Below are 23,463 nucleotides of genomic sequence, written 5' to 3'. Positions count from 1 at the left end.
GCGATTTGTCAGCCAACCACCACAGGACACCGAGTCAATCGATGCAGTTTTTATCCGATAGCTACGGGTGTGACGGCTGGAAAGGCGAAATGGCCGCACGGATCTGTACGTTCGACTGGAGCCGCACCGAGCTGGGCCCGCTGGATACCTGGCCTGCCAGCCTGTGCAGCACGGTGCAACTGATGCTCGCCTCGCAAATGCCGATGGTGATGCTCTGGGGGCGCGCCGGGTACATGATCTACAATGACGCCTATTCGCAGTTCGCCGGTGGCCGCCACCCGTCGCTGTTGGGGTCGCCAGTGGAACTGGGCTGGCCGGAAGTCGCCGATTTCAACCGCAACGTGGTCGACACCTGCCTGGCGGGCGGCACCTTGTCGTATCGCAACAAAGTCCTGGTGCTATGGCGCGACGGCGTTCCGGAGGACGTCTGGCTTGACCTCTATTACAGCCCCGTGGCCAATGACGAGGGCGTCCCTGCCGGCGTCATGGCGATGGTGGTGGAAACCACCGAGTTCGTACTCTCCGAACGCCTGCGCCAGGAAGCGGAGAACGCTTACCGGGCCGATAACGAACGGGTGCGGCTGGCGCTGAATGCCGGGGCCTTGCTTGGCTCCTTTGTCTGGGACATCAAGCACGACACGTTGTCGGCCGATGAACGCTTTGCCCGTACCTTCTCCTACCCGCGGGATCAGGACCTGAGCAACCTGGCGCAGGACGTTGCCGAGTCGCGCATCCATGCCGATGACCGCGCCTGGGTGAAGGAACGTATTGCCAGGGCTGTGCAGACCGGCGAGCCGTATAATGCCGAATACCGCGTGCTGCGCAGCGATGGCAGTTATCTATGGGTACTTGCCAGCGGTGCGTGCGAGTTTGACGAACACGGCGAGCCGTTGCGTTTCCCCGGGGTGTTGCTCGACATCCATGAGCGCAAAAACGCCGAAGAATCCCTGCTCAAGTTCACCCGCAACCTTGAACAGCGTGTCGCTGAAGAGGTCGACGCGCGGCTGGCGGCGGAAGAGCAGTTGCGCCAGTCGCAGAAGCTCGAAGCCATCGGCGGCCTGACCGGCGGCGTCGCTCACGACTTCAACAATCTGCTGCAAGTGATCGCTGGCAACCTGCACTTGCTGGCCCGGCATGAACCGGATAACGCCAACGTGCAACGCCGGGTCGGTGCGTCGCTGGCGGCGGTCGAGCGAGGCGCCAAGTTGTCCTCGCAACTGCTCGCGTTTGCCCGCCGACAACCGTTGTCACCGGCGGTGTGCAATCCGCGGCAAATCTTCGACGGTGTCGGTGAGCTGCTGCAACGCGCACTGGGCGAAACCATTCAGATCGACGTGCAACTGCCGTCGCAACCGTGGCATGTTTATGTCGACCGCAACCAACTGGAAAACGCCATCCTCAATCTGGCGATCAACGCCCGCGACGCCATGAAAGGCGAGGGCACCATTGGCCTGAGCGCTGCCAACGTTCGCCTCGACCACCAGTTCTGTCACGGTAAAGGTATCGCCGCCGGCGACTTCGTGCGGGTCGCGGTCAGTGACACCGGCGTCGGCATCGCGCCGCAGATGCTTGAGCAAGTGTTCGAACCGTTTTTCACCACCAAGGCCGATGGCCAGGGCACCGGCCTGGGGTTGAGCATGGTGTTCGGTTTCGTCAAACAGAGCGGCGGTCACGTCGAGATCGACAGCGCGGTGGGCGAGGGCACACGGGTGCAGCTGTACTTCCCGCGCAGCTTGCGCCCGATCCTCGATGACGCGCCCAACCTGCAACGCCAGCAGAGCGGCGGTCACGAGACGCTGCTGGTGGTCGAGGACAACGACGCGGTGCGGGCTTCGGCGGTCGAACTCCTGCGCGAGGAGGGGTATCGCGTACTGACTGCCGCCAACGGCGACGCGGCGATGCAGATGTTGCTGGAGGGTGTCGAAGTGGACCTGATTTTCACCGACGTGGTCATGCCGGGGCTGATCAAAAGTTCCGACCTGGCCGGCTGGGCCAAGGTCCAGGCGCCACCGGTGCCGGTGCTGTTCACTTCCGGGCATACCCGCGACATCATCTCGCGCAATCACCAGTTGAGTCCCGACACGCACCTGCTCGGCAAACCGTATAGCCCGCAAGCGATGTTGCAGATGATCCGCGCGGTCCTCAGTGCCTGATGCATGGCCCTCGGCGGTGGCGCTCTCATCGCCACCGGTTTCGCGCGTGATCCCTTTTTTCCGATCAAGGCCGGCCCATGACTTCCAAGCGTAATTCCACAGCACCCAGCGGCATGGTTCGAGTGCGCGGTGCCCGTGAGCATAATCTGAAAAACGTCGACGTCGACATTCCCCGCGATGCGCTGGTGGTGTTCACCGGAGTGTCCGGTTCGGGCAAATCATCCCTGGCGTTTTCCACCCTGTATGCCGAAGCCCAGCGCCGCTACTTCGAGTCCGTGGCGCCCTATGCCCGGCGTCTGATCGATCAGGTCGGCGTGCCGGATGTCGACTCCATCGAAGGTCTGCCGCCTGCCGTCGCCCTGCAACAACAGCGCGGCACGCCGAGTACGCGTTCGTCGGTGGGCAGCGTGACCACGTTGTCGAGTCTGATCCGCATGCTCTATTCACGTGCCGGCGGTTATCCGCCGGGGCAGCCGATGCTGTACGCCGAGGATTTTTCGCCAAACACGCCGCAGGGCGCGTGCCCTGACTGTCACGGGCTTGGACGCGTCTATGAGGTGACCGAGGCGCTGATGGTGCCGGATCCGAACCTGACCATCCGGCAACGCGCCGTGGCTTCCTGGCCGCTGGCGTGGCAGGGCCAGAACCTGCGCGACATCCTCGTGACCCTGGGCATCGATGTCGACATTCCCTGGAAGAAGCTGCCGAAAAAACAGCGCGACTGGATTCTCTTCACCGAAGAAACGCCGACGGTGCCGGTGTACGCCGGGCTGACCCCGGAAGAAACCCGCGTGGCGCTCAAGCGCAAGCTGGAACCCAGCTATCAGGGCACCTTTACCGGCGCCCGACGGTACATTCTGCATACCTTCACCCACTCGCAAAGTGCGCTGATGAAGAAGCGTGTTTCGCAGTTCATGCTCGGCAGCCCTTGTCCGCTGTGTGACGGCAAACGCCTGAAACGCGAGGCGCTGTCAGTGACCTTTGCCGGCTACGACATCGGTGAACTGTCGCGGATGCCGTTGCTGCAAGTGGCCGAAGTATTGAGGCCCGTCGCCACGGCGAGTTACCTGGAACTGGCCGAAGAACCCACGCAAACCCTGAGCCCGGCGCAGACGCGCGAAGCCCGCCAGCAGCGCGCAGCCCATGGCGCCAGCGCCCACGCCAATGCCCCGGATGTGCGTCACACGCCAAACCTGTCGCTGGAAAAACGCCTGGCGGCGCAGCGTATCGCCGAGGATTTGCTCGAGCGTGTCAGTACCCTCACCGATCTGGGCCTGGGGTATCTGGCGCTGGAGCGCAGCACGCCGACCCTGTCTTCGGGCGAGTTGCAGCGCTTGCGCCTGGCGACGCAATTGGGTTCGCAACTGTTCGGCGTGATCTATGTGCTCGATGAGCCGTCTGCCGGGCTGCATCCGGCCGATGGCGAAGCGCTGTTCGAGGCGCTGCAATGCTTGAAGGCTGACGGCAATACACTGTTTGTGGTCGAGCATGACGTGGAAACCATGCGCCGCGCCGACTGGCTGATCGATGTCGGTCCGGCGGCGGGCGAGCAGGGCGGGCAGGTGTTGTACAGCGGTCCGCCCGCTGGCCTGGCCGAGGTTGAGCTGTCGCAGACGCGGGCGTATCTGTTTGCCGAATCGCCGCGCCAGGCCCGCACGGCGCGCAAACCGACGGCCTGGCTGAAGCTGGAGGGCATCACCCGCAACAACCTGGACAACCTCAGCGCCGAGTTTCCCCTGGGCTGCTTTACTTCAGTGACCGGCGTGTCCGGGTCCGGCAAATCGAGTCTGGTCAGTCAGGCCTTGCTGGAGCTGGTCGGCGCACAACTGGGGCGGCCGACGGTGGAGGCCGAGCCTGACGAACTCAGCCTTGAAGACGAAGCACCGAAGGTCAGCACGGGGCAGGTCACGTCCGGGCTGGAGTCGATCAAACGCCTGGTACAGGTCGATCAGAAACCCATCGGCCGTACGCCGCGCTCCAACCTGGCGACCTACACCGGGTTGTTCGACAACGTACGCAAGCTGTTCGCCGCCACTGAGCAGGCGCGGGCTGCCGGCTACGATGCCGGGCAGTTTTCCTTCAATGTCGCCAAGGGCCGTTGTGCCACCTGCGAGGGCGAAGGTTTCGTCAGTGTCGAGTTGCTGTTCATGCCCAGCGTGTATGCGCCATGCCCGACTTGCCATGGCGCGCGGTATAACCCGCCGACACTGGCGATCATGTGGAATGGCCTGAGCATCGCCCAAGTGCTGCAACTGACCGTCGATCAAGCGCTGCCGGTGTTCGCCGAGCAACCGGCGATCCGCCGCGCGCTGGAGGTGCTGCGCGACATCGGCCTCGGCTACCTGCGGCTGGGACAACCCGCCACGGAATTGTCCGGCGGCGAAGCGCAGCGCATCAAACTCGCCACCGAACTGCAGCGCAACCAGCGCGGTGCAACCTTGTACGTGCTGGATGAGCCGACAACGGGCCTGCACCCGCGCGATGTCGATCGTTTGCTGGAGCAACTGGATACCTTGGTGACGGCGGGGCATACGGTGATCGTCGTCGAGCATGAAATGCGCGTGGTGGCGCAAAGTGACTGGGTCATCGATATCGGCCCGGGGGCGGGCGATCAGGGTGGCAGGATAGTCGTGGCCGGCACACCGCAGACAGTCGCGGCGAACAAGCACAGCAAGACGGCGCCGTTCCTGGCACGCGCCTTGAGCCGATAATGGGCGAGGCGGCGACCACACATTCGGGAGCGAGCCTGCTCGCGAAAGCGGCCTGTCACCCACAGCTGAGCTGACTGACCCGACGCCTTCGCTGGCAAGCCAGCTCCCACAGGTTTTGATGCTGCGCTCGAGATAGCGGCCCGACACAAATCCACTGTGGGAGCGAGCCTGCTCGCGAAAGCGGACTATCAGCCACAGCTGCACTGACTGACCCGACGCCTTCGCTGGCAAGCCAGCTCCCACAGGTTTTGATGCTGCCCTCGAGATAAGCGGCCCCACACAAATCCACTGTGGGAGCGAGCCTGCTCGCGAAAGCGGACTGTCAGCCACAGCCGAGCTGACTGACCCGACGCCTTCGCTGGCAAGCCAGCTCCCACAGGTTTTGATGCTGCCCTCGAGATAGCGCCCCACACAAAACCACTGTGGGAGCGGGCTTGCTCGCGAAAGCGGACTGTCAGCCACCGTTGAACTGACTGACCCGACGCCTTCGCTGGCAAGCCAGCTCCCACAGGTTCTGGCGCTGTGCCCGCCATTTCGGCCATACACACCAAACCCACTGTGGGAGCGAGCTTGCTCGCGAAATCGGACTATCAGCCACAGCTGAGCTGACTGACCCGACGCCTTCGCTGGCAAGCCAGCTCCCACAGGTTTTGATGGTGTTCCCGAGATAGCGGCCCCACACAAATCCACTGTGGGAGCGAGCCTGCTCGCGAAAGCGGCCTGTCAGCCACAGCTGAGCTGACTGACCCGACGCCTTCGCTGGCAAGCCAGCTCCCACAGGTTTTGATGGTGTCCCCGAGATAGCGGCCCCACACGAATCCACTGTGGGAGCGAGCCTGCTCGCGAAAGCGGACTATCAGCCACCGCTGAGCTGACTGACCCGACGCCTTCGCTGGCAAGCCAGCTCCCACAGGTTTGGGCGCTGTTCCCAAGACAGCTGTCGCGAGAACTGGTGTGGCAACAGGCTTGGAAAAATCCGGCGGAATGATCAGCGCTCCGAGCGGTCAACCGGCAATAACGTCACGAGATCACGCCATGTCCGTTGCCGAAGATACTGTTGAATACCTGCGTCAGCACTCCCTGATCATCACTACCGCCGAATCCTGCACCGCCGGGCAGATCGTCATGCTCTTGTCGCAAGTGCCCGGCAGCGGTGAACGCATTGAATGCGGCTACGTGGTCTATTCACCGCAGGCCAAACAGCGCTTGCTGCGGGTCAGCCCGTATACGCTTGAAACCTTCAATCTGACCAGTGTCGAGGTCGCCCGTGAAATGGCGCTCGGAGCCTTGCGTGACAGCACCGCCACCGTGGCGGTGGCGACCACGGGCATCCTTGGCCCTGACGATATGGACGGCATCAAGGCCGGCACGGTGTGCTTCGCCTGGGCGTTTCAATTCGATGGGCAGCACTTCGTGTTTACCCGTCAGCAGTGGTTCCCCGGGGCGCGCAGCGAGGTTCAGCTCCATGCTTCGGAGTTTGCCTTGCAGCAACTGGCGCAGTTTCACCGGCGTGCCTTGCGCGGTGAAGGAGGCTGGAGCCGATGAGCCGCGACGCCGACCATCCGGACCTGCACAGCCGGCAGATCCCGATACGCGAGGACATGGCTTATCAGCGCAAGGTCTGGCGCTTCGAGCGCTGCGGTTGGTATGCGCTGGTGCTGTGCATGGTGCTCGGGCTGCTGGGGTTGTTTTCCCGCGGGCCGATCAGTTCGCAGGATGTGCGCAGCGCTGACGGTGCGGTCCGCGTGGAGTACGACAGGTTTCACCGCAACGGCTCGACCAACCCGATGAAAGTCAGCGTGCGCGGCGCGCCCCAGGCCACGGTGGAAGTGGAGTTGAACGGCGAGTTGCTGGAGGGCTTCAGCGTCGAAACGATGCAGCCGCCACCCTTGCGCGCGCGCAGTGCGGCGCAAGGTCTGCACCTCTGGCTGCAAGCCGATACGCAGGGCCAGGCCACGCTTTACCTGACGTTGCGCGGCGACGGCCTGGGTCTGTATCGCAGCACGGTCAAAGCGGCTGGCGCGGAGTCGGTCACCCTCACTCAATTCATTTTTCCATAGGTGCCCCATGGACTCGGTCTTGCGTGCAGTCGCGATGTATCTGGCACTGATGGTGCTGTTCAAAATCGCCGGGCGGCGGTCGCTGGCGGAGCTGACGACGTTTGACTTCGTCTTGCTGATGATCATTGGCGAAGCCACGCAACAGGCGCTGCTGGGCGATGATTTTTCCCTGACCAATTCGATTCTGGTGATCGTCACACTGATTGCCATCGACGTCGGCTTTTCCCTGCTCAAGCAACGTTCGCGCTGGGTCTCGCGCTTGATCGACGGCGAACCGACGATCATCGTCGAAAACGGCAAGCTGCTGCACCGCCGCCTGCGTCACGCGCGGCTGGTGGAGGCCGATGTGATGGAGGCTGCGCGTTCCAGCCAGGGCATCGAGCGGATCGAGCAGATCAAGTTCGCGATCATCGAGCGCAACGGCAAGATATCGGTGATACCGCGAGACGATGAAAACGGCTGAGCAATGCGCGCAATAGCTCATTGGGCACCGACCGTTGGTCCGTCGCGGGCGTTTCCCATGAAACCTTGCGGCGCTTACGCCTCTCCATTTAGCAGGTCCTGTGGATCACTGTGTGTCGACACAACGTTAGTCAGGAGACCGTCATGAAACGATTCTGTGTATGCCTGGGGCTCTGCTCGATGTTTTTGCTGCAGGGCTGTTTTGACTCCAACGACGCCCCCAACCAGGAGGGCGACAAGAGCAAGGCCTCGCTGCAAATCCAGAAGGACAAGGCAGCAGAAAGCCAATAAACCGACCTGCCGTTTGGTCCGTGTCAGTCGTCCGTCAGCGCCTGCATCAGCCAATACAACAGGGCGACGGCGCTGATGGCCGCACCCAGCACGCAGACGGCTGCCCAGCCGAAATGTGCGTAGGTGTACGTCGCCGCGACGGCTCCGAGGCCACTGCCCACCGAATAAAAGCACATGTAGGCGCCGACGAGACGGCTTTGCGCATCCGGCCGGGCGGCAAAGATCAGGCTCTGATTGGTGACATGCACCGCTTGCACAGCAAAATCGAGCAGGATCACGCCGATGACCATCGCCAGCAACGAATGCTCGACCCAGGCGATGGGCAACCAGGACAGCGTCAACAGTGTCAGCGCCATGCCCGTGGTGCGATTGCCCTGTCCACGATCAGCCAGACGTCCGGCCCGTGCGGCAGCCAGCGCACCCGCGACGCCGGCGAGTCCGAACAGGCCGATCTGGGTGTGCGACAGTGACAACGGCGGCGCACTGAGCGGCAACACCATCGAGGTCCACAACACGCTGAAAGCGGCAAAAATCAGCAGCGCGAAAATACCTCGGACCCGCAAGACGCGCTCACTCAGAAACAACGGCAGCACCGATCGCAGCAACTGCCAGTAACTGCCGTGGGCGGGCGGTCTGGCGGAGGCGGGCAGGGTGCGCCATAGCACCAGCGCCATGCCGACCATCAAGGCCGCCGAGACAAAGTAAACACCGCGCCACCCCGCCAGATCCGCCACAACGCCCGACACGAAACGCGCCAGAAGGATGCCCAGCACCACGCCACTGGTCACCGTGCCCACGGTTGCGCCGCGCTGCTCGGGACTCGCCAGCGCCGCGGCATAGGCGACTACCACTTGCACCAGAACCGCCATCAGCCCCACCAGTGCCATCGCGCCGAGCAGCGTGACCCAATCCTGCGCCATGGCCACAGCGCACAACGCCGCAGCCGACAGTAACAACTGGCTGAGGATGAGTTTTTTGCGATTGAGCAAATCCCCCAGCGGAACAATCAGCAGCAAGCCCAGCGCATAGCCGGCCTGGGTCGCGGTGACGACCACACCAATCGTGCCGGACGAAACCCCGAGGCTGGCGGCCATCGACTCCAGCAGCGGCTGGGCGAAATAGACGTTGGCCACCGCCATGGCACAGGTAATAGCGAAGAGGAAAGTCTGATAACGGCTCAAGGCCGACGCGGCTGAACCCTGAGGAGCGCGCGAATAGCCAGCGCTCGCCTGTTCAGCATCGGCGTCCTGTTTTACCGGGTGATGAGGCGGATAAGGCATCGTTCCATCCTTGGCTATGTTGGTTTTGAAAAGAAACCGATGCGTTGATTTTTATCCGCTCAGGTTGTTAAATGCAACCGGATTTTCCCGCCGATCCTTCGGCGTTCTTTTCATTGATCTGCGCCTGGAGCGACATGGCCAAGCAGAAACTACTGGCCCAAAGCGAATGCCCGGTGGCCCGCGCACTGGAGGCCATCGGCGATCGTTGGGCGTTGATGATCATTCGTGATGCGTTCGACGACGTGCGCCGCTTCAGTGAGTTCCAGAAGCGTCTTGGCCTCGCCAGGAACATCCTCACGGTCAAACTGAAAATGCTCGTCGAGTTGGGAGTGTTTGAGATTCAGCCAGCGTCCGACGGCAGTGCCTACAAGGAATACGCCCTGACCGGACGGGGCCGCGCGCTGTTTCCCATCATTGTCAGCCTGCGCCAGTGGGGCGAGCGCTATCTGTTTGACAGCGGCGAACAGTGCTCGATATTGCTCGACAACGAACGCTCCGAACCCGTCGAAACCCTCGCTGTGCGCTCGCGTGGTGGCGAGCTGTTGAGTCCGGCGGATTGTCACCGCCGGGTTGTTACGCGGTAGGGCGATCAGTCATTGGCAGGCGCGCGATGCCAGGCAAGACGATCACAGCCGCTGACCCACATCCGGCTGCGCCGTTGTCAGCTCGGCGTCAGCCATTGAAAGCGCTTTTCACCTCAGCACTGATCAAGTCCGCAAGCATTCGTACCGGCTCGGACAAGGACTGTCGTGAGCGGTGCACCAGACCGATGTCGCGGTGAAAGGTGTGATCGCCGAGGTCGACTGCCCGCACTCCGGCCGGCCATTGCGGTTCGCGCGCGGTTTGCGGCACCAGCGCCACGCCGACGCTTTTTTCGACCAGTTTGATGATGGCTTCCAGTTCGTCCAGCTCGCACACCTCGCGCGGGGTGAAATGCATCTGCCGCAGAAACCGATCGACTTGTCGACCGCCGAACGAAGAGCGGTCATAGCGGATGAACGGCTGGCTTGACAATAATCCCGCCCAGTCGTCGCCTTGCACGTCGCGCGGCACGATCAGCCGATAAGGCTCAAGCGCCAGGGTCGTCCAGCGCAGATCACTTTGCAGCGAGAAGGGCGGTCGGATGATCACCGCCATATCGATCTCGCCAGCGTCCACCAGGTTGACCATTTCCATCGACAAACCGGGAACCACCCGCGTCCTGCAGTGCGGGCATTGCTGATGGAATCTGGCCAGGGCATCCGGCAGATAGGAACGTTGTACCGAGGCGATGGCGCCAAGGGTCACTCGAACGTTCGCCGGGGTTCCTGTGGTGGTTGAGCCCAGATTGTCGTAAAGGCGCAGTAGGTCGTGCGCTTGCATCAGGACCTGCTGACCCATTTTGTTCAGGTGTGCCGTGCGGCCCTTGCGGTCGAATATTTCAAATCCCAGCTCCGCTTCCAGGCGCTGAATCTGTGCGCTGACAGCGGCCTGAGTCAGGCCGATTTTATGTCCCGCAGCAGCGAAAGTGCCTTCCCGGGCCACGGCGATAAGGGTTTTCAGTTCTTTGATCATTCACAAAGATTAGTTGTGTTTCTAAGAAATATATATTGATTTTTCTGTTCGGTGATTCCGCCTAGGATGTCTTCTGTCCCCGGCCAGCAGCCTTGCGCCGCAGCCGTTTTCTTGAAGACAACGCCATGGAGTCGCTGATGAGCCTTTCGCCTTTCCACCTCGCTATCCCGGTTTACGACCTCGCGGCCTGCCGTCGCTTCTACGGCGAAGTGTTCGGTCTGGAAGAGGGTCGATCCAGCGCGCAATGGGTCGACTTCAACTTTTATGGCCACCAGTTGGTGATTCACCAACAGCCGCAGACGGCAGCTCAAGAAAGTGTTCACAGCAACCCCGTCGACGGCCACGACGTCCCGGTCCCGCACTTCGGGATCGTTCTGCAATGGGAACAATGGGAAGCACTGGCCGAGCGTTTGAAGTCCTTCGCTACGCCGTTTGTGATCGAACCTTACATTCGATTCAAAGGGCAGGTGGGCGAACAAGCCACGATGTTTCTCTTGGACCCCTGTGGCAATGCGCTGGAGTTCAAAGCGTTCAAGGACATGAGCCAGCTGTTTGCCAAATAACCCAATCCCCCATGCCCGCCGATCTGCGGCGGGTCATTTGCTCCATTCAGGAAAACTCATGACTTCACCTACTTACGTTCAGGAATACAGCGCCATCGTTGGCGTGCTCAATCACTACATCAAAGGTTGTACGCAGGCGAACAGCGCGTTGATGAAACCTGCTTTCCACGAGCAGGCCACGATGTTTGGCGTTAACGGCGACGCGCTGGCGGGTGGCGCGATTGATAATCTGTTTGGCGTGATCGACAAAGACTTCCGCCCATCCCCCGAAGCCCGCGCGGTGATCGGGCGTATCGACATCGTCGGTACCGCCGCCAGTGCCCGGGTCGATACCGACGACGTGTCCGGGTTTTGCTTCACCGACTTCTTCCACCTGCTGAAAGTGGCTGGCCGATGGACCATTGTCAGCAAGATTTATCACACCCACTCGGCGGCCTGAGTTGAAGCAGTGACCCGCCGCCATACGGCTTGATTGTTCCCGCGCGCTCGCGTGGGAACAATCTGCGCAATGCCCCATCCCTGACTAAGCATCCGTCCACTCAAGCGCCGCCGTCTCGCGCCACTTCACGCCCGTGATGCCGTAGCGCTCGGCCTGGGGTTTCGAGACCACTTTCAACGGCGGTTTACCCGGCTTCGGAATCGGCGCAATCCCCGCATCGCAGCTTGCCCAATGCCAGGCATCGGCGTTGCGCATGCTCTTGGCGCGGATAACGAATGATTTGGGCTGGTCGTGCAGTTTGTACTCGATGACGAAAAGATCAGTGTTACGCATGAGTTCCTCCTTACGCTCATACGCAAAGGAGTTTGTCCGACAAAAAAAATTCAAAGCTTTTGCGCCAGGGCCGATCAGTGCCGCAAACGCTGATTTTTTCTGAAGCCGCGAAGGTTCATCAGGAACAGGCAAATCTGCAAAACGATCAACGCATAGGCGCCGGAATACGCCCCCCAGATCACCCACAGCAGATTGCTCAAACTGAAACACACGAAGCCGCTCATGCGCCGTTGCGGTTGCTGCGAACCGATCAGCCAGGCGGCCAGTACGGTGACCAGCATCGCCGGCCATTGCACCCAATCCAGATACGCCAACGTTCTGCCCTCTGCACAGATTTTGTCAGTGCATGAGTCTTACACAGCAACCGGTGGCCGGTCACTGCTCAGGCGTTTCAGGCTTGTTCTCTAGAAAAAAATATTCATCCCCATTCTGCCTATGAGAAACACCAGCAGGATCAGGAAAAAAATTCTGATAAAGCCACTGCCATAACGTAATGCCAAAAAAACTCCCGTCAGCGAACCGGCCATGTTGCACAACGCAACCACACCGCCAATCGCCCACAAAACATTACCTGTGGGAATAAAGAACAAAAGCGCAGCGCTGAACGTCCCCAGATTGACCAACTTGGCCGAGGCAGACGCATTCAAGAAATCAAAGCCAAAGACCTTAACGAAAGTGAACAGCAGCAGGCTACCACTGCCCGGACCGAATACACCGTCGTAAAAACCGATGACGCCACCAAAGAACACCCCCAGGGCAATATCTGTCGTCCCGAAGTGTCTGTCTCGTCCGGCCAGCCCCAGGTTTTTCTCCATAAAGGTATAGATGGCCATGGCTATCAGTACGAAGAACACTACGACCTCCATCAGTCTCTTCGGGACAACGGAAACTGAGAGGGCGCCCAAAAACGAAAATACAAACGCAGCGAGCAGGGTAGGAAGTATTAGCTTCCAATGAATTTTTATTCGCTTCAGATAACCGGATATGGAGGAAAGGTTGCCCGCCAGAACCGCGAGTTTATTGGTTCCGAAAACAGCGGCGAGGCTGTGCTGGGGCAGGGCGTGGAGAAGCGCTGGCACTTGTACCAGACCGCCGCCGCCGACCGCCGCATCTATCAACCCGCCGCAAAATGCGAAAAAGCCCAGTGCAAAGACAGCGTGTTCAATATCCACGTAACGGGTCCTTGCGGTTTGATTTCTGGGAGAAGGTCGGGGTGGGATGAAAACTAACGGCGTTGATGGCTTGTAACAAGTAACTTATTCTGCGCGAATCATTCACTTTTAGTGAGCAATGCCATGGAGTTGTCACAGCTGCTGATGTTCAAGACGGTGGCCGAACAAGGGAGCATCGTTCGCGCTTCTGAACAGTTGCACTGTGTGCCGTCGAACATCACCAACCGAATCAAACTCCTGGAGTGTGAGTTGGGAGTAGGTTTGTTCATCAGGAAAGGCAGAGGGTTGGTGATCAGCCCTTGCGGAAGGCTATTTCTAGATTACGCCAACAAAATCCTGTCTTTATGCGAAGAATCACGCAGAGCACTTGATCCCTCGGCGGCGCCATCAGGCACCTTGACCATCGGCGCGATCGAGTCGGCAGCCACAGGCAGATTGCCCAAAGTGTTATCCAGGTACCATCAACGCTATCCCTCAGTGCAGATGCAATTCACTACAGGGGGCTGGACGCAGTTATCCAATGATGTCGTCAGTCATAAGTTGGACGGGGCCATTGTTGCGGTTAGACCTGAACAGTCGAACGTTGAAAGTATCGAGATTTACAAGGAAGAGCTGGTGCTGATGGCCTCTGCTTCTGCGGGCCCTATTTGTCAACCACAGGATTTGCATGATGCCGACGTCTTCATGTGGCCCGAAGGATGCCCCTACAGGCAGGCGTTAGTGAACTGGCTGGAACTTCATAAAGTGACCTGTCGCATAACAAGCATCGCCAGTTACGGCACGATTCTGGGTTGCGTGAGTTCTGGGGCGGGTGTCTCGCTGGTGCCGAGTGGCATATTTGAGCAATTCAACCGGGTCGGCACCATCAAAGGATATGCTTTTGAGGATTTACTGCCGGTGCAAAATTATTTCATCTGGAACAGGACCGTCGAGTTTCATCGCGCGAAAGACAAGTTTGCCGAGTTATTGAGAGAAGAGTTCAAGCCTTTGTGAGGTGGATTGGCATCCGCTGCGCCGTATGAAGATCTTCTCTTAAGGTTACGGCGCGGGGCTGATCATCAAAAGTGACGGCGGGGCGCGGTCACTCCCGCCAAGACACAAAACCTTGCCACCACTGGGTCGTTAAATGTTGAAGTGAGGCAGAAGCCGGTCTCGGCCCGCTTCTGTCATCCGTAATCAAACCGGCTGCGTCGCCTCCTCAGCGGCAATCGCGGCCTGCACGCTTGGACGCGCTTCTACGCGCGCCATGAACGCGTCCAGCGCTGGCCAGTTCTTGATATCGATGTTGAAGAACGGCAACCACTTCAGGACAGTGAACAGGTAAGCGTCGGCCAGGCCGAAGGTGCCCAGCAGATAGTCTTGGTGCACCAGACCGTCGTTCAGGTAATCCAGGCGCTTGAACAGTTTCTGACGGAAGATCTCTTTTACCGGCTCAGGGATGTCCGGATTAAATAGCGGTGCGCTGCCACCGTGGATTTCCGAGGTGATGAAGTTGAGCAATTCCTGCAGCCGCGCACGTTCCCAGGTGCCGTTTGCCGGGGCCAGTGAGTTGCCCGGTACCTGATCGGCGAGGTATTGAACGATGGCCGGCCCTTCGGTCAGTACCTGGCCGTTGTCCAGCACCAGTGCGGCGACGTAGCCCTTGGGGTTGATGTCGCGAAAGTCCCGGTTGTCTGCCGTGGCTTTGGTCTTGTTGTTGACCCGGATCAATTCGAAAGGCAGACCGAGTTCGCGCAGCACGATGTGCGGCGACAGCGAGCAGGTCATGGGGGCGAAGTACAGCTTCATGTGCATCTCCTTTTAGTGGGCAACGCGTACCCGAACGTGGGGCCATTCCTGGCCTGAAACGTCTGTGAATTTGTTCCTCGAACCCCTGTGGATGGGCGTATCGATTGCAGACAATGAAAGTCTATCCATGGCGGTCGTTTCTTTATAACCCATTGAGGGCCCTTGCTGGCGCATCGATAAATCAGTGTCGGTCGCGGTCCGGATTCTGAAACGTGGTGTATTGACATATCTAAGAATCTCGATATCCTCGGCGCATGGAACTGATCGAAATATTCAAAGCCCTCTCGAACCCGACACGCCTGAAGATTCTCGAAGGCTTGAAGGATCCCGTGAAAAATTTTCCCCCGCAGGACGAGGGCGATGTTTTCATCGAGGGCGTCTGCGTCAGCAGCATTCAGGAAGGGATCGGCCTGTCACAGTCTACGGTGTCGAGTTATCTCGCCACGTTGCAACGCGTAGGGCTGGTTGAAGTGCGGCGCATCGGTCAATGGACCTACTACAAACGCAATGAGGCAGCCATCAGCGCGCTTGCAGAGATCATAGGGAAAGAGCTGTAGATTTTTTTACTACAGGATATCGGAATATCTCGATATCCCTTTTTATCGATACGAGGTTTTGCCATGAAAGCGATGATTCTCAAAGCATTCGGCGGTCCTGAATCTTTTGAACTCAGCGACGTGCCCAAGCCAGTGCCGCAAGCGGGGCAAGTCCTCGTCCGGGTGCACGCCACCTCCATTAATCCGCTGGATTATCAAGTGCGGCGTGGTGACTATCCCGAGCTGGTGCCACTGCCTGCCATCACCGGCCACGATGTCTCCGGCGTTGTCGAAGCTGTCGGGCCGGGTGTCACAGCTTTCACGCCGGGCGATGAGGTCTGGTACACCCCGCAGATATTCGACGGGCAGGGCAGTTATGCCCAATACCACGTGGCGGCTGAAAGCATCATCGCTCGCAAGCCTGCCTCACTGAGCCACCTTGAGGCGGCGAGTCTGAGCCTGGTGGGTGGCACAGTCTGGGAGGCTTTGACCGTGCGCGCGGTGCTGCGAGTAGGCGAAAGCATTCTGATCCACGGCGGTGCGGGCGGTGTCGGTCATGTGGCGATCCAATTGGCGAAAGCCATTGGCGCCAGAGTGTTCACGACCGTGCGTGAGGCCAACGCCGACTTCGCGCGAAGCATGGGTGCCGACGTGGTTATCGACTACACCCAAGAGGATTACGTCGAAGCAATCATGCGTGAGACCGCGGGCCATGGCGTTGATGTGGTATTCGACACCATCGGCGGCGATACCCTGACGCGCAGCCCCGACGCGCTCGCTCAGTTGGGCCGCATCGTTTCCATCGTAGACATCACGCAGCCACAAAACCTCGTTCAAGCCTGGGGCAAGAATGCCAGCTATCACTTCGTGTTCACTCGCCAGAACCGCGGCAAGCTCGATGAATTGAGTGCACTGGTCGATCGCGGCCAGCTTCGGCCCCACGTAGGCGCCGTCTATTCGCTGGCCGACATCCCACTCGCCCACGCCCGCCTGGAGAGCCCCAACAACGGTTTGCTGGGCAAAATCGCCATTGCCGTCGAGCCTTCGCTCATCGCTTGAATGCGCTCTGCATTCACGTCATTTGGAGAAACGTCATGGTTTATGAGATCGCTGTGCTGCCCGTTCACCTGGAACGCACCGAAGCCTTCAAACGCGCATTTAGCCAGGTCGAGTCGTTGCTCACCCGCGCCGAGGGATATGACGGCCACTTACTGGCGCAAGGCATCGAAAGCCCCGAACAATTCAACCTGATCGTGCGATGGCGATCACTGAAGGACCACTCGCCGGGGTTCGAGCAGAGTGACGACCATCAGCGGTTCATGCAGGGACTGGAGGCCTATTTTTCAGCGGAGCCGAACGTCTACCACGTTGAGGGTGGTGCTTTTCCTGGCTTTTGAGCCTGATCAACCCTGCAACCGATAAGCATACGGCGTTGGATCGGGCAGGCCGTGGCTTGAGCAGTTGAGTCGCCGGCCGCTTGTGACGGGTGCTTTGGTGGTAGGCTGCGAGGCGCCGGCCCTGCTGGCGTCTACACAGCCCCCTTCAGGATCACCCGACATGCGCCTGCCAGATTTCATTCTTGAGAACCTTGAGCCGATTCTGCAGGCCTGGGAAGACTTCGCCAGAACCATCGAGACGCCGGGGGCGGAGCTCGACAGTGCGGCGTTACGCGACCATGCCGAGCAGATGTTGCAGGCCATTGCCCTGGATCTGCGGACCCGGCAAACGGTGCGCGAACAAGTGGCCAAAGCCCAGGGGCTGGCACCGCGAGACGAACGCGAGACCGCCGCCGAGACCCATGCGGTGACGCGCCTGATGGCCGGTTTCACCATCGATCAGATGGTCTCGGAATACCGCGCCTTGCGCACCAGTGTGCTGAATCAGTGGATGAGTCAAGTCAAGCAAGGCAAGTCGATCGATATCGACGACATGACTCGCTTCCATGAAGCCATCGATCAGGCGCTGGCGGAGTCGATTGCCAGTTATTCCCGAGCGGTTGAAGCCTCCCGCAACGTGTTTTTGGGCATCCTGGGGCATGACCTGCGCACACCGCTGGGCGCGATCCTGTTGGGTGCCGATCTGCTGAGGCGTTCCAAGACCGGCGACGCCCGGTCGAGCAAGGTTGCCAACCAGATATATTCCAGCGTGCAGCGAGCGAGCCAGATCGTCGGCGATCTGCTGGACTTGACGCGCTGCCAGATGGGCCCTGGCATTCCGGTGAAAAAGACACGGATCGATCTCACGCCGCTGTGCGAGCGCGTTGTCGAGGAAATCCGCGCCTTTCATCCTCAAGCCAACGTGGTGTTTGAAGCGAGGGCTGCGGTGGCGGGCGAGTTTGATGGCGCCAGGATGGAACAGGTGTTTTCCAACATCGTCAGCAATGCGGTGACGCATGGCGACAATCGAATCCCGGTCACCGTCGAGCTGGACCTGTCCGAGCACTGCGCGGTGTTCAAGGTGCACAACGGCGGTGAGCCGATACCCGAGGACGTCCTGCCGTTTATTTTCAATCCGATGGGGCGGTTTTCGCAGCGTTCGGCGATTGATCACGGGCCGGTCGAGGGACTGGGGCTGGGCCTGTTCATCGCGTCGGAAATTGTCGCCTCACACGCCGGCTCGATTGATGTCAGCTCTGACCTGGCGGGCGGGACGATTTTTCTCGTGCGGCTGCCGATCGCTCTTGCCGAGTCCTAGCCGATGCGCGGCGCCGGCGCACGTCAGGGTGTGTCGGTGACCGGCGATCAAGTCGAAACCGTTCGTCGCCGAGCTTTTGCTGACGTTGCTCGCTCATCAACCTCTTTGAACTCTCCAGCACCCAGCCTCGTCCCTTTTTATGTGGGGGCTCAGGGCAACGTTGCCGTGTAGTCCCGTTTTCAATGAGAAGGCGAGGGACCACATGAATACTTCAGACAGCAGGTCAGGGTTTGAATCAGGCGATCCGAAGGGCCAGCCTGAGCAGGGTTTTCAGCATTTGAAGGATGACGTCAGCGAAGCGCTGGGCGGGGCGCGGCAGCAGGCCGATGCGCAATTCGGTCAGTATCGCGACACCGCCGCCGAGCAAATCGAAGCGCTGGCGCAGGGTGCGAAAAGTTTCGTCTCCGAGCTGCCGGACAGCGACACGCTGGGCATGTCCGATTACCTCAACGACATGGCCGAGTCGATGACCGGGCTGGCCGATAACCTGCGCGGCAAGAGTGCCGAGCAGCTGTTGCACGATGCGGCCAGTCTGGCCCGCAGCAATCCCGCGCTGTTCATTGCCGGCAGCGTCGCCATCGGTTTCGGTCTGTCGCGGTTTCTCAAGGCGGGCACCGCGGCGGCGGCCACGGTCAGTGCCGAGCAAGATCCAGCGGCCGGCACCTCGACGCCACCGGCCGGCGGCTTTGGCGCCCAGCGACCTTATGAGTCCTCGATGGCGTCTGCGACCGATCCCGGCCCGGGACTCGCCACCGGCATCACGCCGACCTCTCCCAACGAACACGATCATCCGTCTGACGCCGCGGGCGCTTTCGTGGCGCCTGCAACCGACCGCAAAGGAGAACTGTGATGAACAGAGACGAATCCGATCTGACCGGAGCACGCTCCACTGGCCAACCGGACGATGCATCGGTGGTAGGCCTGTTACGGCAACTGTCCCGGGAAGTGCCGGCATTGTTCACCAAGGAACTCGCGCTGGCCAAAGCCGAACTGCAGGCCAGCCTCACCACCCTCAAGGCCGGGATGGCCGCGGTCGCCGGTGGCGCGATCGTTTTTCTGGCCGGTTTCATCATCCTGCTGTTGGCGGCGGTCTATGGCTTGAGCCTGTTCATGGCGCCCTGGCTGGCCGCGCTGATCGTCGGCGTGGTGGTGATGATCATCGGCTTCGCCATGTTGCAGTCGGGGAAAAAACAATTCGAGCCGTCCCATTTCAAACCTGATCGCACCCTGGATGCGTTGAACAAAGATCAAGAAGCGTTGCGGAGGAAAGCCTCATGAAAAGCGAACTGGATACCGAAGCGCAAAAGCGCCCTGAGCAGATCGAGCGGGAAATCGATGCGCAACGCGCGAGCATCGGCAACATCGTCGATCAACTGGAAAGCAAATTCACCCCCGGCCAGATGATCGATCAGGCGTGGGGCATGATGCAGAACAACGGTTCGATGTTCTTCACCAACCTGGGCACGAGCGTGCGCAACAATCCAGTGCCTGCGGTGCTGACGTCGGTGGGCCTGCTCTGGCTGATGATGAGCCAGAATCGTCCGCCGGTGCCGCAACCGACGTACCGCACCGGGCCGGATCAGGACCAGGCCGGCGAGTGGGCAGATGGTCTGGCGGACGGTATCGACAGCGCCCGCGAGCACTTGCATCACACCGGCGATTCTCTGAAGCAGGGCTACCAGTCGTTCAGAGGCAAAGCCGGGCACCTGGGGGAAAACGTCGGCGCTGCCAAGGAACATCTCAGCCATGCGATGCATGGTGCCAGTGATCGGCTTTCGCACAGTTCCCAGGCCTTGGGGCAACAGTTCAATCAAATGCTCAAGGAGCAACCGCTAATGGTCGCTGCCGCGGGTGTCGCCTTGGGTGCCTTGCTCGGCGCGGCCTTGCCGACGACGTCGACCGAACAGCGCTACATGGGCCGGGCCAGCGCCGGGATGGTCGACAAAGCAAAACAGAAAGCCCAGGAGGGTTACGACGCGGTGCGCGATACGGTGACGCGAACCACTGAACACAAGGAGCCGGCAACACAAGCGGAACCGCCGAAAAACTCATCTTCGGACCTGTCCGAAGGCTTGGGCACCTCCTGAACTGAGTGAAAAAGGCGAGGCTGTAGAGATGGGCTTGCTCGCGAAAGTGGTGTGTCATTCGACCTGGGTATACCTGACATGGCCCCTTCGTGAGCAAGCCCACTCCCACAGTATTTTGTGGCGGTCCGCAAATTGAGTGCCCAACGCTAAGCCCTGTGGGAGCGAGCCTGCTCGCGAAGGCAGTGTTCAACTTGGATAAACCTTGGCCCGGCCCCTTCGCGAGCAAGCTCACTCCACAGCGATTTTTGAGGGGCTGACGTCACGGCAGACAGCCTGATGACGCAGCGCGCTCGCTCAGCTATCCGTATTGTTGGCAGTCGCTTGCACGGCGGCTTCGGCTTCCAGTTTCAAGCGATCCGCCTTGGAAATGTACTTGGGCTTTTTCGGCGCGAGTTTGGCGTTGGCCTTTTTGGCTTTTTCCTTGAACAACTGCTGCAGCTTTTTCTGACGATTCATGGCCGTTTCAACCGGGGTGGGGAAGGGGGCGAATCCTGACGCAAGCCGATGTGCCCAGCAAGAAAAAAAGCACCAGGCCGAACACAAACGCCTATGCTTTAAAGCACCCCCGAACTGAAGGAACCGCACATGAAAAAAGCTCGCAGACTGGTTACAGCGCTGTCCTGCCTTGCGCTGGTAGTAGGCAGTGTCACGGCGCTGGCGGACCCTGGTAACGGAAAAGGCCAGGGCGGGCAGGGCAATCAGGGCGGCCAGGGTAACGGCAAGGGCAAGCCGCAGAACATGCAGGACCACGGCAATCAAGGGTCGGGCAACAAAGGGCAAAAATCCTCCGGTAACCACGGCGGCGGACCGAGTGTCGATCGTGGCAACATCCTCGGCGTCATCGGCGGCTATCGCGGCGAATACTGGAATCCCGGAAAGCCCTTGCCACCGGGCATTCAAAAGAATCTGGCGCGCGGCAAACCGCTGCCACCGGGTATCGCGAAAAAACTCGACGGGCGTTTGCTCGGCCACTTGCCGCACTATGACGGCTATGAATGGCAGCAGGTGGGCACGGACCTGATCCTCGTCGCGCTGGCCACCGGGTTGATCTACGAAGTGCTCAACGGCGCTTTTGATTAAACCTGCCGCATGCGGCGGCAGCCGTTCAGTCTGCCGCCCAGTCAGTCATTTTCCCTTTCACTCTGATTGTTTGCACTGGCGGTGCTGCGTCGCTATAGCTGCAACTGGTGCAGCAATGAACTGCAAATAGCGTGGCTTGTTCGTCCAGGCTTGAGCTTTCACACTGGGTTCAACGGTTAATGACTGAACGGAGATAAGCATGGCGAGCGCAATCCGCTTTACCGAAACGGGCAACCCCGAGGTCCTGCACCTGCACACCGTGAGCGTGCAAACGCCAGGGCAGGGTGAAGTCTGGCTTGACCAAGAGGCGGTGGGCGTCAACTTTCTCGACGTCACCCAGCGCAAAGGCGCGGTGCCGGTGGCGTTGCTTTCGGGCCTTGGCCTGGAAGGCGCGGGCCGTGTCGCCGCGGTCGGTGAGGGGGTCAGCCACGTGCGCGTCGGGGATCGCGTTGCCTACGCCACCGGGCCTTTGGGCGGTTATGCGTCGGCGCGGTTGTTTCCGGCGGATCGATTGGTGAAGATTCCTGATGAACTGTCCTTCGATGAGGCTGCGGCAGTGCTGTTCAAAGGCATTACTGCGCAGTATCTGTTGAAGTCGACGTATCCGGTGGGGCCGGGGACGACGATGCTGCTCTATGGCGTCGCGGGTGGTCTGGGGGAAATCATGGTGCCGTGGGCCAAACACTTGGGCGCCACGGTGATTGGCGTGGTATCGAAACCAGCCAGTGTCGGCAAGGCGCGGTCGATCGGCTGCGATGAGGTGCTGGTATTCGAAGCTGAAACCCTGGCCGCCGAGGTGGCGCGAATCACCGACGGGCGCAAGGTCGACGTGGTGTACGACCCGATTGGCCGGGTGTCTTTCCAGGCCTCGCTGGACAGCTTGCGTCCCCGCGGCTTGATGGTCTCGTTCGGCGCGCAGAGCGGTGCGCCGTCAGCGGTGGAACTGGCGACACTCAATGCCAAGGGTTCGCTGTTTCTCACGCGTCCGTCACTGGCCGCGCACACTGCAAGCGCTGCTGAGTATCAGGAGCGTGCACAAGATGTGCTGGCCGCCGTCGCCGCCGGTATTATCACGCCGCGGATCTGGGCGCGCTATCCACTGGCCGATGCCGCCGCCGCGCACGCCGAGCTGGAGTCGGGGCGATCATCGGGAGCGATCATTCTAAAACCATGAATCTTGATGTTCTGAGCAATCAACACAGCGATGAGATCGCTGCCTTTCTGGCCGTCGCCGCGCAAGGGTCGTTTGTCGCGGCCGGTCGCTTGTTGCAGCGTCATCCCACGATCGTTTCGAAACGCTTGGCGGCGATGGAAAAACGCCTGGGGGTTCGCCTGGTGGAGCGCTCGACGCGCCAGGTGCGTATCACCGAGGCCGGTGCTCAACTGGAACAGCGCCTGCGTGCAGCCGTTGCGCTGATGAACGAGGCGCAGCAGCAAGCGGTGCAGGGCGCCAACGAAGTGCGCGGCACCTTGCGCCTCGCCTTGCCGGCCGCGATGGGCCGGTTGTGGCTCGGGCCGCTGTTGCCGGAGTTTCTCAAGGCTTATCCGCAGGTCTCGATTGTTGCCGACTACAGCGAGGGCCTGGTCGACATCATCGAGCAGGGTTTTGATGCGGCGATCCGTATCGGCGAGCTGGACGACAACCGCCTGACCGCGAAAAAACTCAGCGATCATCGACGGATTTTGTGCGCATCGCCGGCGTACCTCGATGCTCACGGAACACCGCAAACACCGCAGGATTTGCTCCAGCACAATTGCCTGCGCTTCAGCGGCCTGGCGTCATTCCCGTTATGGCGACTGCATCGCGGCGATGAGCTGCAAACCCTCACGCCCAAGGGCAACCTGACCGCCAGCGACAGCGAATCGCTGCTCGCCGCCGCCCGCGCCGGAGCCGGTATCCTCGGCGCCGGCGACTGGCTGATGAGCCGCGACCTTGCCGCCGGAACGCTGACTCAGGTGCTGCCGGACTGGCAACTGGATACGGCCGGCGGCGTCTACCTGGTCCGGCCCTCGGCGAGGTTTCCGGCAGCGGCGGTGGTGGCCTTCAAACAGTGGCTCGAAGCGAAGTTTGACCCCGCGCCACCGTGGGCGGTTTGATCGCGACAAACTGATAACCCGATTCCCTGTGGGAGCGAGCCTGCTCGCGAAAGCGCCGGATCAGCCAACACTGTCCTGGCTGACAGCCCCCGGTGTCAGGATAGTTGTCGCCTCTGCGAATTCTTAAACGCATTCCGGGGGCGGCAAGAGTATGGTCATGTCC

27 protein-coding genes are annotated in these 23,463 nt (G+C 60.5%); 20 read left to right on the top strand and 7 right to left on the bottom strand.

The window, feature by feature from the left end; all coding sequences use genetic code 11:
- Positions 1-41 precede the first annotated feature (41 nt).
- From HU765_RS08170 to HU765_RS08145, 6 genes are all read left to right on the top strand, one after another.
- Entirely contained in the window at positions 42-2,153 is a 2,112-nt protein-coding gene (locus HU765_RS08170; protein WP_186619684.1) for an ATP-binding protein, read from the top strand.
- A gap of 77 nt (positions 2,154-2,230) precedes the next feature.
- Positions 2,231-4,864 (top strand): excinuclease ABC subunit UvrA, encoded by a 2,634-nt coding sequence (locus tag HU765_RS08165; RefSeq protein ID WP_186619683.1) that lies wholly within the window; start codon positions 2,231-2,233, stop codon positions 4,862-4,864.
- Positions 4,865-5,899: 1,035 nt separating this feature from the next.
- On the top strand, positions 5,900-6,409 hold the full coding sequence (locus tag HU765_RS08160) for a CinA family protein (RefSeq protein ID WP_186619682.1): 510 nt from the start codon (positions 5,900-5,902) through the stop codon (positions 6,407-6,409).
- Entirely contained in the window at positions 6,406-6,924 is a 519-nt protein-coding gene (locus HU765_RS08155; protein ID WP_186619681.1) for a hypothetical protein, read from the top strand. Before HU765_RS08160 ends, HU765_RS08155 begins: the two co-directional genes overlap by 4 nt.
- Before the next feature lie 7 nt (positions 6,925-6,931).
- Positions 6,932-7,387, top strand: coding sequence for a YetF domain-containing protein (locus HU765_RS08150; RefSeq protein WP_186546609.1), 456 nt, complete (start codon positions 6,932-6,934; stop codon positions 7,385-7,387).
- Between the two features lie 143 nt (positions 7,388-7,530).
- Positions 7,531-7,677 (top strand): hypothetical protein, encoded by a 147-nt coding sequence (locus HU765_RS08145; protein ID WP_186546607.1) that lies wholly within the window; start codon positions 7,531-7,533, stop codon positions 7,675-7,677.
- 23 nt (positions 7,678-7,700) lie between these two features.
- On the opposite strand, the gene HU765_RS08140 is transcribed toward HU765_RS08145, so the two are convergent.
- Positions 7,701-8,957 carry an MFS transporter gene (locus HU765_RS08140; protein ID WP_186619680.1) on the bottom strand — a complete coding sequence of 419 codons (1,257 nt, stop codon included), beginning with the start codon at positions 8,955-8,957 and terminating at the stop codon, positions 7,701-7,703.
- Between the two features lie 134 nt (positions 8,958-9,091).
- On the opposite strand from HU765_RS08140, the gene HU765_RS08135 reads away from it, so the two are divergent.
- A complete protein-coding gene (locus tag HU765_RS08135; protein WP_186619780.1) occupies positions 9,092-9,541 on the top strand; it encodes a helix-turn-helix domain-containing protein in 450 nt (149 codons plus the stop codon).
- Between the two features lie 88 nt (positions 9,542-9,629).
- On the opposite strand, the gene HU765_RS08130 is transcribed toward HU765_RS08135, so the two are convergent.
- Complete coding sequence (locus tag HU765_RS08130) at positions 9,630-10,511, bottom strand: LysR substrate-binding domain-containing protein (RefSeq protein WP_186619679.1); 882 nt, start codon at positions 10,509-10,511, stop codon at positions 9,630-9,632.
- A gap of 137 nt (positions 10,512-10,648) precedes the next feature.
- On the opposite strand from HU765_RS08130, the gene HU765_RS08125 reads away from it, so the two are divergent.
- Positions 10,649-11,074, top strand: a complete 426-nt coding sequence (locus HU765_RS08125) for a VOC family protein (protein ID WP_186619678.1) — start codon at positions 10,649-10,651, stop codon at positions 11,072-11,074.
- A 58-nt stretch (positions 11,075-11,132) separates the two neighbouring features.
- A complete protein-coding gene (locus HU765_RS08120) occupies positions 11,133-11,513 on the top strand; it encodes a nuclear transport factor 2 family protein (protein ID WP_186619677.1) in 381 nt (126 codons plus the stop codon).
- Positions 11,514-11,597: 84 nt separating this feature from the next.
- Here the strand turns inward: HU765_RS08120 and HU765_RS08115 are convergent, their stop codons facing one another.
- The 3 genes from HU765_RS08115 to HU765_RS08105 form a co-directional block, all read right to left on the bottom strand.
- Positions 11,598-11,846 carry a DUF6555 family protein gene (locus tag HU765_RS08115; protein ID WP_186546597.1) on the bottom strand — a complete coding sequence of 83 codons (249 nt, stop codon included), beginning with the start codon at positions 11,844-11,846 and terminating at the stop codon, positions 11,598-11,600.
- A 74-nt stretch (positions 11,847-11,920) separates the two neighbouring features.
- Entirely contained in the window at positions 11,921-12,160 is a 240-nt protein-coding gene (locus HU765_RS08110; RefSeq protein WP_186619676.1) for a hypothetical protein, read from the bottom strand.
- A gap of 90 nt (positions 12,161-12,250) precedes the next feature.
- On the bottom strand, positions 12,251-13,018 hold the full coding sequence (locus HU765_RS08105; protein WP_186619675.1) for a TSUP family transporter: 768 nt from the start codon (positions 13,016-13,018) through the stop codon (positions 12,251-12,253).
- A gap of 123 nt (positions 13,019-13,141) precedes the next feature.
- On the opposite strand from HU765_RS08105, the gene HU765_RS08100 reads away from it, so the two are divergent.
- Positions 13,142-14,011 (top strand): LysR family transcriptional regulator, encoded by an 870-nt coding sequence (locus HU765_RS08100; protein WP_186619674.1) that lies wholly within the window; start codon positions 13,142-13,144, stop codon positions 14,009-14,011.
- 183 nt (positions 14,012-14,194) lie between these two features.
- Here HU765_RS08100 and gstA read toward each other — a convergent pair whose 3' ends face one another.
- Positions 14,195-14,806, bottom strand: a complete 612-nt coding sequence (gene gstA / locus HU765_RS08095) for a glutathione transferase GstA (protein ID WP_186619673.1) — start codon at positions 14,804-14,806, stop codon at positions 14,195-14,197.
- 254 nt (positions 14,807-15,060) lie between these two features.
- Between gstA and HU765_RS08090 the strand changes: the two genes are divergently transcribed.
- From HU765_RS08090 to HU765_RS08060, 7 genes are all read left to right on the top strand, one after another.
- On the top strand, positions 15,061-15,363 hold the full coding sequence (locus HU765_RS08090; protein ID WP_186546582.1) for a metalloregulator ArsR/SmtB family transcription factor: 303 nt from the start codon (positions 15,061-15,063) through the stop codon (positions 15,361-15,363).
- Between the two features lie 63 nt (positions 15,364-15,426).
- Entirely contained in the window at positions 15,427-16,401 is a 975-nt protein-coding gene (locus HU765_RS08085; RefSeq protein ID WP_186619672.1) for a zinc-dependent alcohol dehydrogenase family protein, read from the top strand.
- A 35-nt stretch (positions 16,402-16,436) separates the two neighbouring features.
- Entirely contained in the window at positions 16,437-16,739 is a 303-nt protein-coding gene (locus HU765_RS08080; RefSeq protein WP_186619671.1) for an antibiotic biosynthesis monooxygenase, read from the top strand.
- Between the two features lie 160 nt (positions 16,740-16,899).
- Positions 16,900-18,036 (top strand): sensor histidine kinase, encoded by a 1,137-nt coding sequence (locus HU765_RS08075; protein WP_186619670.1) that lies wholly within the window; start codon positions 16,900-16,902, stop codon positions 18,034-18,036.
- A 202-nt stretch (positions 18,037-18,238) separates the two neighbouring features.
- Positions 18,239-18,886, top strand: coding sequence for a hypothetical protein (locus HU765_RS08070; protein WP_186546574.1), 648 nt, complete (start codon positions 18,239-18,241; stop codon positions 18,884-18,886).
- On the top strand, positions 18,886-19,314 hold the full coding sequence (locus tag HU765_RS08065; protein WP_186546572.1) for a phage holin family protein: 429 nt from the start codon (positions 18,886-18,888) through the stop codon (positions 19,312-19,314). The genes HU765_RS08070 and HU765_RS08065 overlap by 1 nt, the downstream gene beginning before the upstream one ends.
- Entirely contained in the window at positions 19,311-20,123 is an 813-nt protein-coding gene (locus HU765_RS08060) for a DUF3618 domain-containing protein (protein ID WP_186619669.1), read from the top strand. Before HU765_RS08065 ends, HU765_RS08060 begins: the two co-directional genes overlap by 4 nt.
- 294 nt (positions 20,124-20,417) lie before the next feature.
- On the opposite strand, the gene HU765_RS08055 is transcribed toward HU765_RS08060, so the two are convergent.
- A complete protein-coding gene (locus HU765_RS08055; RefSeq protein WP_186619668.1) occupies positions 20,418-20,579 on the bottom strand; it encodes a DUF2986 domain-containing protein in 162 nt (53 codons plus the stop codon).
- Between the two features lie 129 nt (positions 20,580-20,708).
- On the opposite strand from HU765_RS08055, the gene HU765_RS08050 reads away from it, so the two are divergent.
- The 3 genes from HU765_RS08050 to HU765_RS08040 all read left to right on the top strand — a co-directional run bounded on the left by HU765_RS08050 (position 20,709) and on the right by HU765_RS08040 (position 23,300).
- Positions 20,709-21,203, top strand: a complete 495-nt coding sequence (locus HU765_RS08050) for an anti-virulence regulator CigR family protein (RefSeq protein WP_186619667.1) — start codon at positions 20,709-20,711, stop codon at positions 21,201-21,203.
- A 199-nt stretch (positions 21,204-21,402) separates the two neighbouring features.
- Entirely contained in the window at positions 21,403-22,377 is a 975-nt protein-coding gene (locus HU765_RS08045; RefSeq protein WP_186619666.1) for a quinone oxidoreductase, read from the top strand.
- Positions 22,374-23,300 carry a LysR family transcriptional regulator gene (locus HU765_RS08040; RefSeq protein WP_186619665.1) on the top strand — a complete coding sequence of 309 codons (927 nt, stop codon included), beginning with the start codon at positions 22,374-22,376 and terminating at the stop codon, positions 23,298-23,300. The genes HU765_RS08045 and HU765_RS08040 overlap by 4 nt, the downstream gene beginning before the upstream one ends.
- Positions 23,301-23,463 lie beyond the last annotated feature (163 nt).

Source organism: Pseudomonas sp. SWRI81 (assembly GCF_014268545.1).
Classification (GTDB): domain Bacteria; phylum Pseudomonadota; class Gammaproteobacteria; order Pseudomonadales; family Pseudomonadaceae; genus Aquipseudomonas; species Aquipseudomonas hamedanensis.
Note: the sequence above shows the minus strand (reverse complement) of the source record. Positions and strands in the feature narration are given on the sequence as shown.